Annotated in this window: 16 protein-coding genes; 13 read left to right on the plus strand and 3 right to left on the minus strand. The window is 43.4% G+C overall.

What is annotated here, in order from left to right:
• From GEZ85_RS07215 to sstT, 3 genes are all read right to left on the minus strand, one after another.
• On the minus strand, positions 1–229 hold a 229-nt coding region (locus GEZ85_RS07215; RefSeq protein WP_194251538.1), incomplete at its 3' end, for a transposase family protein.
• A gap of 130 nt (positions 230–359) precedes the next feature.
• Positions 360–1313 (minus strand): aromatic acid exporter family protein, encoded by a 954-nt coding sequence (locus tag GEZ85_RS07220; RefSeq protein ID WP_060627646.1) that lies wholly within the window; start codon positions 1311–1313, stop codon positions 360–362.
• Positions 1314–1380: 67 nt separating this feature from the next.
• Complete coding sequence (gene sstT, locus GEZ85_RS07225; protein ID WP_020902997.1) at positions 1381–2586, minus strand: serine/threonine transporter SstT; 1206 nt, start codon at positions 2584–2586, stop codon at positions 1381–1383.
• Positions 2587–2737: 151 nt separating this feature from the next.
• On the opposite strand from sstT, the gene GEZ85_RS07230 reads away from it, so the two are divergent.
• From GEZ85_RS07230 to rpoC, 13 genes are all read left to right on the plus strand, one after another.
• Entirely contained in the window at positions 2738–3298 is a 561-nt protein-coding gene (locus GEZ85_RS07230; RefSeq protein ID WP_024057615.1) for a mechanosensitive ion channel family protein, read from the plus strand.
• A gap of 57 nt (positions 3299–3355) precedes the next feature.
• Entirely contained in the window at positions 3356–4261 is a 906-nt protein-coding gene (locus tag GEZ85_RS07235) for a magnesium transporter CorA family protein (protein WP_000242267.1), read from the plus strand.
• Between the two features lie 16 nt (positions 4262–4277).
• A complete protein-coding gene (locus GEZ85_RS07240) occupies positions 4278–4805 on the plus strand; it encodes a YqeG family HAD IIIA-type phosphatase (protein ID WP_000234217.1) in 528 nt (175 codons plus the stop codon).
• Positions 4806–4807: 2 nt separating this feature from the next.
• Complete coding sequence (gene yqeH / locus GEZ85_RS07245) at positions 4808–5914, plus strand: ribosome biogenesis GTPase YqeH (RefSeq protein WP_153209914.1); 1107 nt, start codon at positions 4808–4810, stop codon at positions 5912–5914.
• 212 nt (positions 5915–6126) lie between these two features.
• On the plus strand, positions 6127–6438 hold the full coding sequence (gene yhbY / locus GEZ85_RS07250) for a ribosome assembly RNA-binding protein YhbY (RefSeq protein ID WP_000060171.1): 312 nt from the start codon (positions 6127–6129) through the stop codon (positions 6436–6438).
• A gap of 51 nt (positions 6439–6489) precedes the next feature.
• Positions 6490–7119 carry a nicotinate-nucleotide adenylyltransferase gene (locus tag GEZ85_RS07255; RefSeq protein WP_153209915.1) on the plus strand — a complete coding sequence of 210 codons (630 nt, stop codon included), beginning with the start codon at positions 6490–6492 and terminating at the stop codon, positions 7117–7119.
• The gene (yqeK, locus tag GEZ85_RS07260) at positions 7119–7712 is read left to right on the plus strand and encodes a bis(5'-nucleosyl)-tetraphosphatase (symmetrical) YqeK (RefSeq protein ID WP_153209916.1); all 594 of its coding nucleotides are present in this window, start codon (positions 7119–7121) and stop codon (positions 7710–7712) included. Before GEZ85_RS07255 ends, yqeK begins: the two co-directional genes overlap by 1 nt.
• Positions 7713–8213: a cysteine hydrolase family protein gene (locus GEZ85_RS07265; protein WP_153209917.1), complete on the plus strand. Its 501-nt coding sequence runs from the start codon at positions 7713–7715 to the stop codon at positions 8211–8213. It abuts the gene before it with no gap.
• A gap of 12 nt (positions 8214–8225) precedes the next feature.
• On the plus strand, positions 8226–8579 hold the full coding sequence (rsfS, locus tag GEZ85_RS07270; RefSeq protein WP_153209918.1) for a ribosome silencing factor: 354 nt from the start codon (positions 8226–8228) through the stop codon (positions 8577–8579).
• A gap of 110 nt (positions 8580–8689) precedes the next feature.
• Positions 8690–9430: a class I SAM-dependent DNA methyltransferase gene (locus GEZ85_RS07275; RefSeq protein ID WP_281280797.1), complete on the plus strand. Its 741-nt coding sequence runs from the start codon at positions 8690–8692 to the stop codon at positions 9428–9430.
• Positions 9431–9439: 9 nt separating this feature from the next.
• Entirely contained in the window at positions 9440–10537 is a 1098-nt protein-coding gene (locus tag GEZ85_RS07280) for a nucleotidyltransferase (RefSeq protein ID WP_153209919.1), read from the plus strand.
• Positions 10538–10964: 427 nt separating this feature from the next.
• Positions 10965–14576, plus strand: a complete 3612-nt coding sequence (gene rpoB, locus GEZ85_RS07285; RefSeq protein ID WP_153209920.1) for a DNA-directed RNA polymerase subunit beta — start codon at positions 10965–10967, stop codon at positions 14574–14576.
• 32 nt (positions 14577–14608) lie between these two features.
• Positions 14609–18286 carry a DNA-directed RNA polymerase subunit beta' gene (rpoC, locus tag GEZ85_RS07290; RefSeq protein ID WP_322741327.1) on the plus strand — a complete coding sequence of 1226 codons (3678 nt, stop codon included), beginning with the start codon at positions 14609–14611 and terminating at the stop codon, positions 18284–18286.
• Positions 18287–18495: the final 209 nt, after the last annotated feature.

Here is an 18495-nt window from a genome sequence, read left to right on the forward strand (position 1 = left end):
TTTTAAGGAGAATTCTAGTAGGCATACCAGTTGTTTCGAGGTAAGGGATCTTAGACGGTTTTTGAAAGTCATATTTCTTCATTTGACTTCCACACTCAGGGCAAGATGGGGCGTCGTAGTCCAGTTTGGCGATGATTTCCCTGAGTGTATCCTTATTGATGATGTCCATAAATTGGATATTGGGGTCTTTAATGTCGAGTAGTTTTGTGATAAAATGTAATTGTTCCATATGATTCTTTCTAATGAGTTGTTTTGTCGCTTTTCATTATAGGTCATATGGGACTTTTTTTCTACAACAAAATAGGCTCCATAATATCTATAGGGGATTTACCCACTACAAATATTATAGAGCCTCTTTTTTACTGTCCATATTTTTGGTAAAAGTCAACTTTTACTTGGATGAAGGTTTTGGCTTCACGTAGTAGTTGGAGGAGCGTGGCGCGGGTTTCAAATTCTTCTCTTGTCTTGGGCAGACTGCGGTTACGGAAGACTTCCAGATAACGTTCAATTTCATCTAGCAAATCAGAAGCAGGATTGGTCTGGCTCAGTTGACCGGCAATTTTTGAAAAGAGTTGGGCCAAAATTAGGCTTTCACTGGCAGCTAGGTGACAGGTGTTGATTTGCTGGGCCATATTTCGCAGGATACGACTTTGTCGCTGTCTCATTTCAAAATAGTGGATATGGTAGTCGGTTTGGTGAAAGAGGTGGTCAGAGTGATCCAAATAGACTAGTCTGAGTGCCTCTTCCAAAAGGGTGTCCAATTCTTCAACCAGCTGTGCTCGGTTGCGTCCGTCCCCTCTGGATAAATAATATTTGAAGCGCTGGAGAATATCTTTTAACTTTTCTTCTACCAATGTGTGGTAGTGATGAATTTCCTCTTCTCGTGAAGGCATGTAGAGATTGACAAGCAAGGCAAATCCTGTACCGATAGCAAAGAGAAGGAATTCATTGACTAGGAGGTCTGGAGAGGTTGACTCTTGTACCAAGAGGTGGCTAACCAAAACAGTGCTTGGTGTGATGCCAATTTCCCAGCCCATCTTATAAGCTAGAGGCACGTAGAGGGCAAGATAGAGGCCAAGGCTCCAGATATGAAATCCGCTCAAGTAAAAAGCCAGAACTCCGATAACCAAAGCTAGAAGCATGGAAAAGAGCCGATTTCGGGCCAGTTTTAAGGTACTTCTACGGGTATCGGATAGGCTCAAGAGGGCGATGATTCCAGCCGAGACAGCTGAGGAGAGATTGAGAAAATAAGCAAGAAGGCAGGCAAGACAGGTAGCTAAGATGAGCTTGGTCGTACGTTGGCTAATAGACATAAGGATTTCCTAGTAAGTTAGAATAAAAGCGGAAAAGACAAGACCTGAGCAGGCTTGCCTTTATGAGTTATTTTTTACGGGCTGCCGCGTATTCGGCAACGGCAGTAAAGAGGACATCTGTTGAAGAGTTGAGAGCTGTTTCGCATGAATCTTGGATGACCCCAATCACAAATCCAACCCCAACAACTTGCATGGCAATATCGTTAGAAATACCGAAAAGGCTACAAGCAACTGGGATAAGAAGGAGGGAACCGCCCGCAATACCAGAAGCGCCACAGGCTGAGATAGCTGCTACCACACTGAGGACAAAGGCTGTGGCAAAGTCAACAGGGATTCCAAGAGTATTTACTGCAGCAAGGGTTAAAACGTTAATGGTAATCGCTGCCCCGGCCATGTTGATAGTAGAGCCGAGTGGGATAGAAACCGAATAGGTATCTGGATCCAGTCCAAGGTCGTGACAAAGTTTCATGTTGACAGGGATGTTAGCCGCAGAACTACGAGTGAAGAAGGCTGTAACACCGCTGACACGCAAACATTTCCAAACGAGAGGATAAGGATTTCTCTTCATAAAGAGGAAGGCAATTAGTGGATTGACTACCAGAGCTACAAAGAACATGGTTGTCACCAAGAGGGCAAGCAAGATTCCATAGTTAGCTAGGCTTCCGATTCCCTTATCAGAGATGGTTTTGAAGACAAGACCAAGGATACCAAATGGAGCTAGATTGATGATCCATTCGACAATCTTAGAAGTCACATCAGCCATAGTTTTCAGCAATTCTTTACTATTTTTGCTGGCCTCTCTCATAGCAATCCCGAAAACAACTGCCCAAGATAAGATACCGATGTAGTTAGCAGTAACGAGGGCATTGACTGGATTGTCAACCAGTTTGAGCAAGAGATTGCTGAGGACCTGGCCAATTCCATCTGGTGGTGCGATTTCTGTATTGGCACTATTTAAGGTAATCTCAACAGGGACGATGAAGCTTGCTAGGACAGCAACAAGTGCCGCTGCAAAGGTTCCCACCAAGTAAAGGAGGATAACCGTTTTCATGTTGCTATCTTGACCCTTTTGATGTTGGGAAAGGGCATTGGCAACGAGGGCAAAGACTAGAATAGGTGCGATGGCTTTGAGGCCACCAACAAAGAGATCTCCAAGTAAACCAATTCCTGAAATGTTAGGAAGTGTCAGCCCTAGGGTTCCTCCAATAAGCATACCAATCAAAATCCGTTTGATTAGGCTTGCCTTATTCCAAGCATGAATGATTTTTTTCATAACAATCTCCTTTGTTGTGTAATGTTTATGATTATAGTATAAATATGAGCTAAAATCAAGAATTTTCTGTCTATTTTGGCTATTATTTTTGAATATTTATGGAGATTCATCACTTGTAAAAGTATGGTATAATAAATGAAAGGAGTTTTCTATGAAAGAATTTATTCAAACCTACCTCAATAAGCTTGATATAACAACGATTATTGAAAATATCTTAACCAAGTTAATTTCTCTGTTATTCTTATTTTTACTCTTTTATATAGCTAAGAAATTGCTCCATACCATGGTGCAGAGAATTGTCAAACCTTCTCTAAAAATGTCTCGTCATGATATCGGGCGTCAGAAAACCATCTCACGTCTGTTAGAAAATGTGTTTAATTATACCCTTTATTTCTTTTTGCTTTACTGCATTTTGTCGATTTTAGGTTTGCCAGTTTCTAGTTTGCTGGCAGGGGCTGGGATTGCTGGGGTGGCTATTGGGATGGGAGCCCAAGGCTTTCTATCTGATGTCATCAATGGCTTTTTCATCCTCTTTGAACGTCAACTGGATGTGGGAGATGAGGTCGTTTTGACAAATGGTCCTATTACCGTATCGGGCAAGGTTGTCAGTGTCGGCATTCGAACAACGCAACTCAGAGGAGAAGATCAGGTTCTGCACTTCGTTCCCAATCGGAATATCACCGTCGTCAGCAATTTCTCACGCACAGACTAGACCTGTTATTTTAAGTAATTTGTGGTACAATAGAAAGAGTTTAATAAAGGAGAAAAGATGGTTTTAGAAAAGCAGTTGGGCAATGGTTGTACCTGGATAGACCTTGATGTGGATAAGATTAAAAATATGGAAGATCTTTCTGACATCTATGGATTGGACAAGGAAACCATTGAGTATGCTCTGGATAGAAATGAACGAGCTCATATGGATTATAACCGTGAAACGGAGACGGTAACCTTTATTTATAATGTTCTTGATTTAGAAAAAGACAAAGAATATTATGAAGCGATTCCCATGACCTTTATCGTCGAAAGACAACGAATGATTACCATCAGCAACCATAAGAATGCTTATGTCATTGATCAGATGTCAGCTTATCTGGATAGCCATGAGTCGCTTTCTATTTACAAGTTTCTCTTTGCTGGTTTAGAGATTATCAGTAACGCTTATTATCCTGTCATTGAAGAGATGGATAAAAGTAAGGACGAAATTAGTGCCTTGCTACGTCAAACTACAACAAAGAAAAATCTCTTCGCCCTCTCTGACTTGGAGACTGGTATGGTTTACTTGACAGCAGCAGCAAAACAAAATCGACTCCTCTTGGAACATATCCAGGGCCATGCTCTTTATCGGAGATTTAATGATGTCGAACGAGAGCAGTTTGATGATGCCATGATTGAAGCCCATCAGTTGGTGTCTATGACAGACTTGATTTCTCAAGTCTTGCAACAACTCTCAGCTTCTTACAACAACATCCTAAACAATAACTTGAATGATAGTTTGTCAATTTTGACTATTATCTCCGTCTTACTAGCAGTACTTGCGGTTATTACAGGTTTCTTCGGAATGAATGTTCCTCTACCATTTACAGAAGAGCCAAATGCTTGGATTTATATCTTAATGACTAGCTTGATTTTATGGGTGGCCTTATCTCAATGGCTGAAGAAAATTACTAGAAAATAAAAGAAAAGGAGCCAAAATGGTGATTGAAAACTACATGCCAGACTTTGCTGTGGAAGCAGTCTATGATCTGACAGTCCCAAGCCTGCAGGCGCATGGAATCAAGGCTGTTTTGGTCGATTTGGACAATACCCTCATTGCTTGGAACAACCCTGACGGGACGCCAGAGATGAAGCAATGGCTACATGATCTTCGGGACGCGGGCATTCGCATTATCGTGGTCTCAAATAACACCAAAAAACGCGTCCAACGAGCAGTTGAGAAATTTGGGATTGACTACGTTTATTGGGCTCTGAAGCCCTTCACATTTGGGATTGACCGGGCCATGAAGGAATTCCACTATGAGAAAAGTGAAGTGGTCATGGTTGGCGACCAGCTCATGACAGATATACGAGCAGCCCACCGTGCAGGCATTCGCTCGATTTTAGTCAAACCCTTGGTCCAACATGACTCGATCAAAACGCAGATCAACCGAGCTCGTGAGCGCCGTGTGAAGCGAAAAATCACTGAAAAGTACGGACCGATTACATATAAAAAAGGAATTTAACTATGGAAGAAATTCTCTGTATTGGTTGTGGAGCAACCATTCAGACGACAGATAAGGCTGGTCTTGGTTTTACCCCCCAGTCGGCACTTGAAAAAGGTTTGGAGACGGGCGAAGTCTATTGCCAACGCTGTTTCCGTCTCCGCCACTATAATGAAATCACGGATGTCCTGCTGACGGACGATGATTTCCTCAAGCTCTTGCACGAGGTGGGAGACAGTGATGCCTTAGTGGTCAATGTCATTGATATCTTTGATTTTAATGGCTCTGTCATCCCAGGCTTGCCACGCTTTATATCGGGCAATGATGTCCTTTTGGTAGGAAATAAAAAAGATATCCTCCCTAAGTCAGTTAAGCCTGGTAAGATTAGCCAGTGGCTCATGGAACGTGCCCACGAAGAAGGGCTTCGTCCAGTCGATGTCGTCTTAACTTCGGCCCAAAACAAACATGCTATTAAGGAAGTCATTGACAAGATTGAACACTACCGTAAGGGTCGTGATGTTTATGTGGTCGGTGTGACCAACGTTGGAAAATCAACTCTAATCAATGCTATTATCCAAGAAATTACGGGTGATCAGAATGTCATCACGACTTCGCGCTTCCCAGGGACAACCTTGGACAAAATCGAGATTCCGCTTGATGACGGTTCTTATATCTACGATACACCAGGGATTATCCACCGTCACCAGATGGCTCACTACTTGACGGCCAAAAACCTCAAGTATGTCAGCCCCAAGAAGGAAATCAAGCCTAAAACCTATCAGCTCAATCCTGAACAAACCCTGTTTTTAGGAGGTCTCGGACGCTTTGATTTCATTGCGGGTGAAAAGCAAGGTTTCACAGCCTTCTTTGACAATGAACTCAAACTCCATCGTACCAAGCTGGAAGGTGCTAGTGCCTTTTACGATAAGCACGTCGGAACCCTTCTAACACCACCAAATAGCAAGGAAAAAGAAGATTTTCCAAAACTAGTTCAGCATGTATTTAACATTAAGGACAAGACAGACCTAGTTATCTCAGGCCTAGGCTGGATTCGCGTAACAGGCACCGCCAAAGTCGCCGTCTGGGCACCAGAAGGCGTCGCAGTTGTCACACGAAAAGCAATTATTTAAACTAAAATCACTGAGCGAACAAAGTGAGCTCATAAAAAGATAGTTATTGCCGTGGGATCTTGCCAATCTGTAGATTGGCAAGGGGCACAATTGAGACCAAGGCTCAATTGTGAGGTCAGGAAATCCATTTTCCAAAGATGAGATCTTTGAAAAATTAGTTCCGACCGTCCCTCACCACCTAAAATAACTATCAAAAAAACAAGGAAGAAATTATGTCATTAACATCAAAACAACGTGCCTTCCTCAATAGCCAGGCACACACCCTCAAACCCATCATCCAAATCGGGAAAAATGGACTGAACGACCAAATCAAAACCAGTGTCCGTCAGGCTCTTGACGCCCGCGAATTGATTAAAGTAACGCTCTTGCAAAACACAGATGAAAATATCCACGAAGTAGCTGAAATTTTAGAAGAAGAAATCGGTGTGGATACAGTCCAAAAAATCGGACGCATCTTGATTTTGTATAAACAATCTAGCAAGAAAGAGAACCGCAAGATTTCTAAAAAAGTTAAAGAAATTTAACCCCCATACTCCAAACAACTGTTTTTACAGAGAAATAAAGGAGACTAGCCTATGGCAATCGAACTATTGACTCCCTTTACCAAGGTAGAGTTGGAGCCAGAAATCAAGGAGAAAAAACGCAAACAAGTCGGGATTTTAGGGGGGAATTTTAACCCTGTTCACAATGCGCATCTGATTGTTGCGGATCAAGTGCGCCAGCAGTTGGGACTAGATCAAGTTCTGCTCATGCCTGAATACCAACCTCCTCATGTAGATAAAAAGGAAACAATCCCTGAATACCATCGTCTCAAGATGCTTGAGTTGGCTATTGAGGGGATTGAAGGTCTAGCCATTGAAACCATCGAGCTAGAGCGCAAGGGAATTTCCTATACCTATGACACCATGAAAATCTTGACGGAGCAACATCCAGATACGGATTATTACTTCATTATCGGTGCCGACATGGTAGACTATTTACCTAAGTGGTACCGAATTGATGAACTGGTTGACATGGTTCAGTTTGTAGGGGTTCAGCGCCCACGCTACAAGGCTGGAACTTCCTATCCAGTTATCTGGGTGGATGTGCCTCTCATGGATATCTCATCCAGCATGGTGCGTAACTTCATTGCCCAAGGTCGGAAACCCAACTTTCTCCTACCTCAGCCAGTGCTAGACTACATCGAGAAGGAGGATCTCTACTGATGGCCTATCAAGACTATATCAACTGCTCCCGTGAGGTTTTGTTGGAAAAAATGGCAGAGCTTTTACCTGAAAAACGCTTAACACATTGTCTAGGTGTGGAGCGTGCAGCCATAGAACTGGCTCAGCGATTTGGAGTCGATGCCGAGAAAGCAGGACTAGCAGGCCTTCTTCATGACTATGCTAAAAAGCTGTCAGATCAGGAATTTTTGGGCTTGATTGACCATTATCAGCTAGACCCTGACCTCAAAAACTGGGGTAATAATGTCTGGCATGGTATGGTCGGAATTTACAAGATTCAGGAAGATTTAGATTTGCATGATTCTGAAATCCTGCGAGCTATTGAAATCCATACAGTTGGGGCTGGTCAGATGACAGACCTAGATAAGGTTATCTATGTAGCAGACTATATCGAGCATAATCGATCCTTTCCTGGAGTAGATGTGGCGCGTGAGATTGCAAGTCTATCGCTTAATAAGGCAGTGGCCTACGAAACAGCTCGAACCGTGGAGCATCTAGCTCATCAGAGATTCCCTATCTATCCCCAAACCCTTGAAACCTATAATGCCTTTGTGCACTATTTGAAAGAGGACTAAATGAAGACGGCTTTTATAATCATTGATGTTCAGAATATTTTAGTGGAAACTGGGTTCCAGACAAAAAGTCTATTGGAAAAAATTTCTTATTTACAAAAACAGGCTAGAAGCAAGAATATCGAAATTATTTATGTTCAACATATTGAGAACGCTGAAGCTCAAACATCAGAAGATTGGCAGTTATCTGAGCTTTTAAGCCGAAAACCTAATGAAAAGGTCTTTCAGAAGAAGTATAACAGTATTTTCAAAGAAACTGGTTTAAAAGAATACTTGGATAAACAGGGGATTGAAAAATTAGTTTTATGTGGTATGCAGACAGAATATTGTGTGGATACCTCTGTCAAGGTTGCTTTTGAATATGGCTATCAGCTTATTATTCCAGAAGGAACTTGCACAACGTTTGATGGGAAAGACATTCCAGCAGAAACGATAAATGAATTTTATGAGGGCATTTGGGAGGGGCGCTTTGCAGATGTCCTAGATTACAAACATATTTTCTAGAAAGAGGACTAAATGAACGAAAAAGAATTACTAGAACTAGTCGTGAAAGCGGCTGATGAGAAACGTGCGGAGGATATCCTCGCACTTGATGTACAAGAATTGACCAGCGTGACGGACTACTTTGTTATCACTAGCTCGATGAATAGCCGTCAGTTGGACGCTATCGCTGATAACATCCGTGAAAAAGTAGCTGAAGCAGGCTTTAAAGGAAGTCATATCGAAGGTGATGCAGCAGGAGGCTGGGTTTTGTTGGACCTAGGTTCTGTTGTCGTGCATATCTTCTCAGAAGAAATGCGTGCCCACTATAACCTAGAGAAGCTATGGCATGAGGCTGAGTCAGTAGATATTTCAGAAGCTCTTGCTTAGAAGACGAACTCAGTTGTAGCCAACTGGGTTTTATTTGCTTATTTTAGAAAATTAGATAGAAAGGTATAGGGCGAGTGGTGTTTGCCATGGAGGCTCTTGGTATCATGATTATGGCAACTTATGAAACCTTTGCGGCGGTCTATGATGCGGTCATGGATGATAGTTTATATGATAAATGGACGGATTTTTCTCTGCGTCATTTGCCTAAGACCAAGGAGAGAAAGAAACTCTTGGAATTGGCTTGTGGGACAGGTATCCAGTCTGTGCGCTTCTCTCAGGCTGGTTTTGATGTGACTGGACTTGACTTGAGTGGGGATATGTTGAAAATTGCCGAAAAGAGGGCGGCTTCAGCCAAGCAAAAGATTGATTTTATCGAAGGCAATATGCTGGATTTATCCAAAGCATGTCAATATGATTTTGTCACTTGTTATTCGGACTCTATCTGCTACATGCAGGATGAGGTGGAAGTAGGGGATGTCTTTAAGGAAGTATATAATTCCCTCAACGAAGATGGGGTATTTATCTTTGATGTGCATTCGACCTATCAGACAGATGAAGTTTTTCCAGGCTATTCTTATCATGAAAATGCAGAAGATTTTGCAATGCTCTGGGATACTTATGAGGATGCAGCGCCTCACTCCATCGTGCATGAGTTGACCTTTTTTATCAAGGAGGCTGACGGTTCCTTTAGTCGCCACGATGAAGTGCATGAGGAGCGGACCTATGAGGTCTTGACCTATGATATTTTGCTGGAGCAGGCTGGTTTCAAGTCCTTCAAACTCTATGCGGACTTTGAGGACAAAGAGCCTACAGAAACCAGCACCCGTTGGTTTTTTGTGGCGCAGAAGTAGGAGAACATCATGACCATCACAGGTATTATCGCGGAGTTCAATCCTTTTCATAATGGGCACAAATACCTGCTGGAGCAGGCTGAGGGATTGAAAATCGTAGCCATGTCTGGGAATTTCATGCAGCGTGGAGAGCCTGCTATCGTGGACAAGTGGACACGGGCCCAGATGGCGCTGGAAAATGGAGCGGATCTGGTAGTGGAATTGCCCTTTTTAGTCAGTGTTCAGGCTGCTGATTTCTTTGGCCAAGGAGCTGTGGATATCTTGGCTCGGTTGGGTATTGATAGGCTAGCATTTGGGACGGAGGAAGTTCTAGATTATCAGAAAATTGCTGACTTATACACAGAAAAAGGTGCTAAGATGGAGAAATTTGTGGAAAATCTTCCTGATTCTCTCTCTTATCCCCAGAAGACACAGGCTATGTGGAAGGAATTTGCAGGTCTTGATTTTTCAGGCAATACACCCAATCATGTCCTTGCTCTGGCTTATGCCAAGGCGGTTGCAGGACGAAACATCAAGTTGCATCCGATTCAGCGTCAGGGGGCTGGTTACCATTCTGTGGATAAAAATGTGGACTTTGCCTCGGCGACAGCTCTCCGTCAGCACCAGAAGGACCAAGACTTCCTAGAACGCTTTATGCCATCTGTTGCCCTTTTTGAGCAGGCTAGCCAGGTGAACTGGGAAAATTATTTTCCTCTGCTCCGCTATCAAATCTTGTCAAATCCCGACCTAACTACCATCTATCAGGTCAATCAAGAAATGGCTGTGCGCATCAAGGAAGCCATCAAGACAGCCCAGTCTGTTGACGAATTAGTCGAGGCGGTTGCAACTAAACGTTACACCAAGGCGCGTGTACGACGACTCTTGACCTATATCTTGGTACAGGCCAGAGAAAATGACTTGCCAGAAGGGATTCATATTCTTGGTTTTACCGAAAAAGGTAGACAACATCTCAAATCTCTGAAAGGGCAGGTACATCTAGTCAGCCGAATTGGCAAAGAACCATGGGATACCATGACCCAAAAGTCAGACCAGATTTACCAACTGGGAAATCCAGGTATAGCAGAGCAGAATTTCGGCAGAGTGCCCATTAGAATAGAAAAGAACTAAGTCTACTGCAAAGTAGGCTTTTTCTCAAATCTCTACTAAGCAACTATTTCTAATCAACAAAGATTTGACAATTTTATTTTAGCGATTGTATCCTATATTCCATTTTTTATAGGAAAAGATTTTGTCAAAAATTCGTCAATCCTCTTGAAAAATCTAGCTAAATACGGTATAATATAAGTAATCATTTGTCGTAGGTTTTGTCTGAAATATTGTCCAGACAAGGCTCACAGCAGTTAAATCTTCTGAAAAAGTCAGATTTAGCTGCTCTTTTTGTGCTTTTTTTCAGGATTTTGTGTGTTTGTAACAAAGACTTAAAGATTCTGAAAATTTATCAAGAGGACACGGTGATAGGGGTTTTTAAAACCATATGACGATTAGAAAAGCCTGATTGACAAGGCTTGGAACTTATTTACAAAGGAGAATCATCTTGGCAGGACATGACGTTCAATACGGGAAACATCGTACCCGTCGTAGTTTTTCAAGAATCAAAGAAGTTCTTGACTTACCAAATTTGATTGAAATTCAAACTGACTCATTCAAAGATTTCCTAGACCATGGTCTTAAGGAAGTGTTTGAAGATGTATTGCCAATTTCAAACTTCACAGACACAATGGAGTTGGAATTTGTTGGATATGAAATCAAGGAACCAAAATACACGCTAGAAGAGGCTCGTATCCACGATGCTAGCTACTCAGCACCAATTTTTGTAACCTTCCGCTTGATCAATAAAGAAACAGGCGAAATCAAAACTCAAGAAGTTTTCTTTGGTGATTTCCCAATCATGACAGAAATGGGTACTTTCATCATCAATGGTGGTGAACGTATCATCGTATCTCAGTTGGTCCGCTCACCAGGTGTTTACTTTAACGATAAAGTTGATAAAAACGGTAAAGTGGGCTACGGTTCAACTGTTATCCCTAACCGTGGAGCTTGGTTGGAACTTGAAAGTGACTCAAAAGATATCGCCTACACTCGTATCGACCGTACTCGTAAGATTCCATTTACGACCTTGGTTCGTGCGCTTGGTTTCTCAGGTGACGATGAAATCTTTGATATCTTTGGTGATAGTGAATTGGTCCGCAATACTGTTGAGAAAGATATCCATAAGAATCCAATGGATTCTCGCACAGACGAAGCGCTTAAAGAAATTTATGAACGCCTTCGTCCAGGTGAGCCTAAGACTGCTGAAAGTTCACGTAGTTTACTTGTGGCTCGCTTCTTTGACCCACGCCGATATGACTTAGCCGCTGTTGGTCGTTACAAAATTAATAAAAAACTCAATATTAAAACACGTTTGCTCAACCAAACGATTGCTGAGCCATTGGTAGATGCTGAAACTGGAGAAATCTTGGTAGAAGCTGGAACTGTTATGACTCGTAGCGTCATTGAAAGTATTGAAAGTCATTTGGATGGTGATTTGAACAAGATTGTTTACATTCCAAATGATGCAGCCGTTGTGACTGAGCCAGTTGTTCTTCAAAAATTCAAGGTTGTTGCACCAACTGATCCAGACCGCGTCGTAACAATCATTGGTAATGCTAATCCAGATGACAAGGTTCGTATCGTCACTCCTGCAGATATCCTTGCTGAGATGAGCTACTTCCTCAACTTGGCTGAAGGACTTGGCCGTGTAGATGACATCGATCACCTTGGGAACCGTCGTATCCGTGCGGTTGGTGAATTGCTTGCTAACCAAGTACGTCTTGGACTTTCTCGTATGGAACGTAATGTCCGTGAACGTATGTCTGTTCAAGATAATGAAGTCTTGACACCACAACAAATCATCAATATCCGTCCTGTAACAGCTGCGGTTAAAGAATTCTTTGGTTCATCACAGTTGTCACAGTTCATGGACCAACACAACCCGCTTTCTGAGTTGTCTCACAAACGCCGTTTGTCAGCCTTAGGACCTGGTGGTTTGACACGTGACCGTGCTGGATATGAAGTACGTGACGTGCACTACACTCACTATGGTCGTATGTGTCCAATCGAGACACCTGAAGGACCTAACATCGGTTTGATCAATAACTTGTCATCTTACGGACACTTGAACAAGTATGGTTTTGTTCAAACACCATACCGTAAAGTTGACCGTGAAACAGGTGTTGTTACGAACGAAATCGTTTGGTTGACAGCCGATGAAGAAGATGAATTTACTGTAGCACAGGCTAATTCTCGTCTGAATGAAGATGGAACATTTGCTGAGAAAGTTGTCATGGGACGTCACCAAGGGGTCAACCAAGAGTATCCAGCTAATGTTGTTGACTACATGGACGTATCACCAAAACAGGTAGTTGCCGTTGCGACAGCATGTATTCCTTTCTTGGAAAACGATGACTCCAACCGTGCCCTCATGGGAGCCAACATGCAACGTCAGGCTGTGCCATTGATTAATCCAAAAGCACCTTACGTTGGTACTGGTATGGAATATCAAGCAGCCCACGATTCAGGAGCTGCTGTGATTGCTCAGTATGACGGTAAAGTTACCTATGCAGATGCTGACAAGGTAGAAGTTCGTCGTGAAGATGGTTCATTGGACGTTTACCACATCCAAAAATTCCGTCGTTCAAACTCAGGTACTGCTTACAACCAACGCACTCTCGTAAAAGTTGGCGATGTCGTTGAAAAAGGCGATTTCATCGCTGACGGACCTTCTATGGAAAATGGAGAAATGGCGCTTGGACAAAACCCAATCGTTGCCTACATGACTTGGGAAGGATACAACTTCGAGGATGCTGTTATCATGAGCGAACGCTTGGTTAAAGACGATGTCTACACATCTGTCCACCTTGAAGAATACGAATCAGAAACGCGCGATACAAAGCTTGGGCCTGAAGAAATTACTCGTGAAATTCCAAATGTTGGGGAAGACGCTCTTAAAGACCTTGACGAAATGGGTATTATCCGTATCGGTGCCGAGGTTAAAGAAGGCGACATCCTTGTAGGTAAAGTAACACCTAAGGGTGAGAAAGACCTTTCAGCTGAAGAACGTCTCTTGCACGCTATCTTCGGAGATAAATCTCGTGAAGTGCGTGATACTTCTCTTCGTGTACCACACGGTGCCGATGGTGTCGTTCGTGATGTTAAGATCTTTACACGTGCAAATGGAGACGAGTTGCAATCAGGTGTCAACATGCTGGTTCGCGTCTACATCGCTCAAAAACGTAAGATCAAGGTCGGAGATAAGATGGCCGGACGTCACGGAAATAAAGGGGTTGTCTCTCGTATCGTTCCTGTAGAAGACATGCCTTACCTTCCGGACGGAACTCCAGTCGATATCATGTTGAACCCACTTGGGGTGCCATCACGTATGAATATCGGTCAGGTTATGGAGCTCCACCTTGGTATGGCTGCTCGTACTCTTGGTATTCACATCGCAACACCAGTCTTTGACGGAGCAAGTTCTGAAGACCTTTGGTCAACTGTTAAAGAAGCAGGTATGGACAGCGATGCCAAAACAATCCTTTACGATGGACGTACAGGTGAGCCCTTTGACAACCGTGTATCAGTTGGTGTCATGTACATGATCAAACTCCACCACATGGTTGATGATAAATTGCACGCTCGTTCAGTCGGACCTTACTCAACCGTTACCCAACAACCGCTCGGAGGTAAAGCTCAGTTTGGTGGACAACGTTTCGGTGAGATGGAGGTTTGGGCTCTTGAAGCCTACGGTGCGTCAAATGTCCTTCAAGAAATCTTGACTTACAAATCTGACGATATCAACGGACGTCTGAAAGCTTATGAAGCCATTACAAAAGGAAAACCAATTCCAAAACCAGGTGTTCCAGAATCCTTCCGAGTTCTTGTCAAAGAATTGCAATCTCTTGGTCTTGACATGCGTGTCCTAGACGAAGATGACCAAGAAGTGGAACTTCGCGACTTGGATGAAGGAATGGACGAAGATGTCATCCACGTAGATGACCTTGAAAAAGCCCGCGAAAAAGCAGCACAAGAGGCTAAAGCAGCCTTTGAAGCTGAAGAAGCTGAAAAAGCAACAAAAGCGGAAGCAACAGAAGAAGCTGCTGAACAAGAATAAGCAGTTCACTTAGAATAGAAAGGGAAGAAATAGTGGTTGATGTAAATCGTTTTAAAAGTATGCAAATAACCCTAGCTTCTCCAAGTAAAGTCCGTTCATGGTCTTATGGAGAAGTCAAAAAACCTGAAACAATCAATTACCGTACTTTGAAACCAGAACGTGAAGGACTCTTTGATGAAGTCATCTTTGGTCCTACAAAAGACTGGGAATGTGCTTGTGGTAAGTACAAACGCATTCGTTATAGAGGGATTGTTTGTGACCGTTGTGGGGTTGAAGTAACGCGTACAAAAGTTCGTCGTGAGCGTATGGGGCACATCGAGTTGAAAGCTCCTGTATCTCACATCTGGTACTTCAAGGGGATTCCAAGCCGTATGGGCTTGACCCTTGATATGAGCCCTCGCGCTCTCGAGGAAGTTATCTACTTTGCGGCTTATGTGGTGATTGATCCTAAGGATACACCACTTGAGCACAAGTCTATCATGACAGAGCGCGAATACCGTGAGCGCTTGCGTGAGTATGGCTATGGATCATTCGTTGCCAAGATGGGTGCCGAAGCTATCCAAGACCTTTTGAAACAAGTAGATCTTGAAAAAGAAATTGCTGAACTCAAAGAAGAGTTGAAAACAGCTACTGGACAAAAACGTGTCAAAGCAATCCGTCGTTTGGATGTTTTGGATGCCTTTTACAAGTCTGGAAACAAACCTGAATGGATGATTCTCAACATCCTTCCAGTTATTCCACCAGATCTTCGTCCAATGTTGCAGTTGGATGGTGGCCGTTTTGCCTCATCTGACTTGAACGACCTTTACCGCCGTGTTATCAACCGTAACAACCGTTTGGCTCGTTTGCTTGAGTTGAATGCACCAGGTATTATCGTTCAAAATGAGAAGCGTATGCTTCAAGAAGCGGTTGACGCTTTGATTGACAATGGTCGTCGTGGTCGTCCAATCACAGGACCAGGTAGCCGTCCTCTTAAATCATTGAGCCACATGCTTAAAGGGAAACAAGGACGCTTCCGTCAAAACTTGCTCGGTAAACGTGTTGACTTCTCAGGACGTTCCGTTATCGCCGTTGGTCCAACTCTTAAGATGTACCAATGTGGTGTGCCACGTGAAATGGCGATCGAGCTCTTTAAACCATTCGTGATGCGTGAAATCGTTGCGCGTGATATCGTGCAAAACGTCAAAGCGGCTAAACGCTTGGTGGAACGTGGAGATGAGCGTATATGGGATATTCTTGAAGAAGTGATTAAAGAACACCCAGTGCTTTTGAACCGCGCACCGACCCTTCACCGTTTGGGTATCCAAGCCTTCGAGCCAGTCTTGATTGATGGTAAGGCCCTTCGTTTGCACCCGCTTGTCTGTGAAGCCTACAATGCCGACTTTGACGGGGACCAAATGGCCATCCACGTACCGCTTTCAGAAGAAGCCCAAGCAGAAGCTCGTATCCTCATGCTAGCTGCTGAGCACATCTTGAACCCGAAAGATGGTAAACCAGTTGTTACTCCATCTCAGGACATGGTTTTGGGTAACTACTATTTGACCATGGAAGAAGCTGGTCGTGAAGGCGAAGGAATGGTCTTCAAAGACCGTGACGAAGCGGTTATGGCTTACCGTAATGGTTATGTTCACCTCCACTCACGTGTTGGTATCGCAACAGACAGCCTCAACAAACCATGGACAGAAGAGCAAAAACACAAGGTCTTGCTTACAACAGTTGGTAAAATCCTCTTCAACGACATCATGCCAGAGGGTCTACCATACTTGCAAGAACCAAACAATGCCAACTTGACAGAAGGCGTTCCTTCTAAATACTTCTTGCCACTTGGTGGAGATATCAAGGAAGCTATCAGCAATCTTGAACTCAACCCTCCATTCAAGAAGAAAAACCTTGGAAATATCATCGCTGAAATCTTCAAACGTTTCCGTACGACAGAAACTTCTGCCCTACTTGACCGCATGAAGAACCTCGGTTACCACCACTCAACTCTTGCAGGATTGACAGTGGGTATTGCCGATATCCCAGTCGTTGATGACAAGGCTGAAATCATTGAAGAATCACACAAACGTGTAGAACAAATCACCAAACAATTCCGTCGTGGTATGATCACAGACGACGAGCGTTACAATGCCGTTACAGCTGAATGGCGTGCTGCCCGTGAAAAACTTGAGAAACGCTTGATTGCCAACCAAGATCCGAAGAACCCAATCGTTATGATGATGGACTCTGGAGCCCGTGGTAACATCTCAAACTTCTCACAGCTTGCCGGTATGCGTGGTTTGATGGCGGCTCCGAACGGACGTATCATGGAATTGCCAATCCTTTCAAACTTCCGTGAAGGTTTGTCAGTGCTCGAAATGTTCTTCTCAACTCACGGTGCGCGTAAAGGTATGACCGATACGGCCCTTAAGACAGCCGACTCAGGTTACTTGACTCGTCGTTTGGTTGACGTTGCCCAAGACGTTATCATCCGTGAGGACGACTGTGGAACAGACCGTGGTCTCCTGATCCGTTCTATCGCAGAAGGAAAAGAGATGATCGAGTCTCTAGAAGAACGTCTCAACGGTCGTTATACTAAGAAAACTGTTAAACATCCAGAAACTGGTGCAGTTATCATCGGTTCAAATGAGTTGATTACAGAAGATAAGGCACGTGAAATTGTTAATGCTGGTGTGGAAGAAGTGACTATCCGCTCTGTATTTACATGTAACACTCGTCATGGTGTCTGCCGTCACTGTTACGGTATCAACTTGGCTACTGGTGATGCGGTTGAAGTTGGTGAAGCAGTTGGTACAATCGCTGCCCAATCTATCGGGGAACCTGGTACACAGCTTACAATGCGTACCTTCCACACGGGTGGGGTTGCCTCAAATACCGATATTACTCAGGGTCTTCCTCGTGTCCAAGAAATTTTTGAAGCCCGCAATCCTAAAGGGGAAGCGGTTATCACAGAGGTTAAAGGACAAGTTACCGCTATCGAAGAAGACGCTTCAACTCGTACTAAGAAAGTCTTTGTTAAGGGTGAAACTGGCGAAGGGGAATATGTCGTTCCATTTACAGCTCGTATGCGTGTAGAAGTTGGAGACCAAGTAGCGCGTGGTGCTGCTCTTACAGAAGGTTCTATCCAACCAAAACGTCTCCTTGCAGTTCGTGATGTCTTGTCAGTTGAAACTTACCTTCTCGGTGAAGTACAAAAAGTTTACCGTAGCCAAGGGGTAGAAATCGGTGACAAACACATCGAGGTAATGGTTCGTCAAATGATCCGTAAAGTACGTGTCATGGATCCAGGTGACACAGATCTTCTCATGGGTACTCTCATGGATATCAATGACTTTACAGATGCCAACAAAGATGTCCTTGTCGCAGGAGGAGTTCCAGCGACAGGTCGTCCAGTCCTTATGGGAATTACCAAAGCCTCACTTGAAACCAATAGTTTCTTGTCAGCGGCTTCCTTCCAGGAAACAACTCGTGTCCTTACTGACGCGGCTATCCGTGGTAAGAAAGACCATCTCCTTGGACTTAAAGAAAATGTTATCATCGGTAAGATCATCCCAGCAGGTACTGGTATGGCCCGCTACCGTAACCTTGAACCACATGCTATCAACGAAGAAGAATACCTTAATCCTCCAGTAGAGGAAGAAGGAAACGAAGAAACAACAGAAGTAGTTGTGGATACTGCCGTTGAAACTGTGGAAGAAACAGTAGAATAAAAGAGAATGAGAGAGCCTTAGGGTTCTCTTTCTCTTTTCTGAAAACTTTCTCCATTTTTCCATGAAATGTGGTAAAATAAAAGGCTCTTTGTCAACTGTAGTGGGTTGAAGAAAAGCTAATATCTAGAAAGGACAAATTTCGTCCTTTCTTTTTTGATATTCAGAGCGATAAAAATCCGTTTTTTGAAGTTTTCAAAGTTCCGAAATCC

Origin of the sequence: Streptococcus mitis, assembly GCF_009496205.1 — a bacterium.
Taxonomy (GTDB): Bacteria; Bacillota; Bacilli; order Lactobacillales; family Streptococcaceae; genus Streptococcus; species Streptococcus mitis_BN.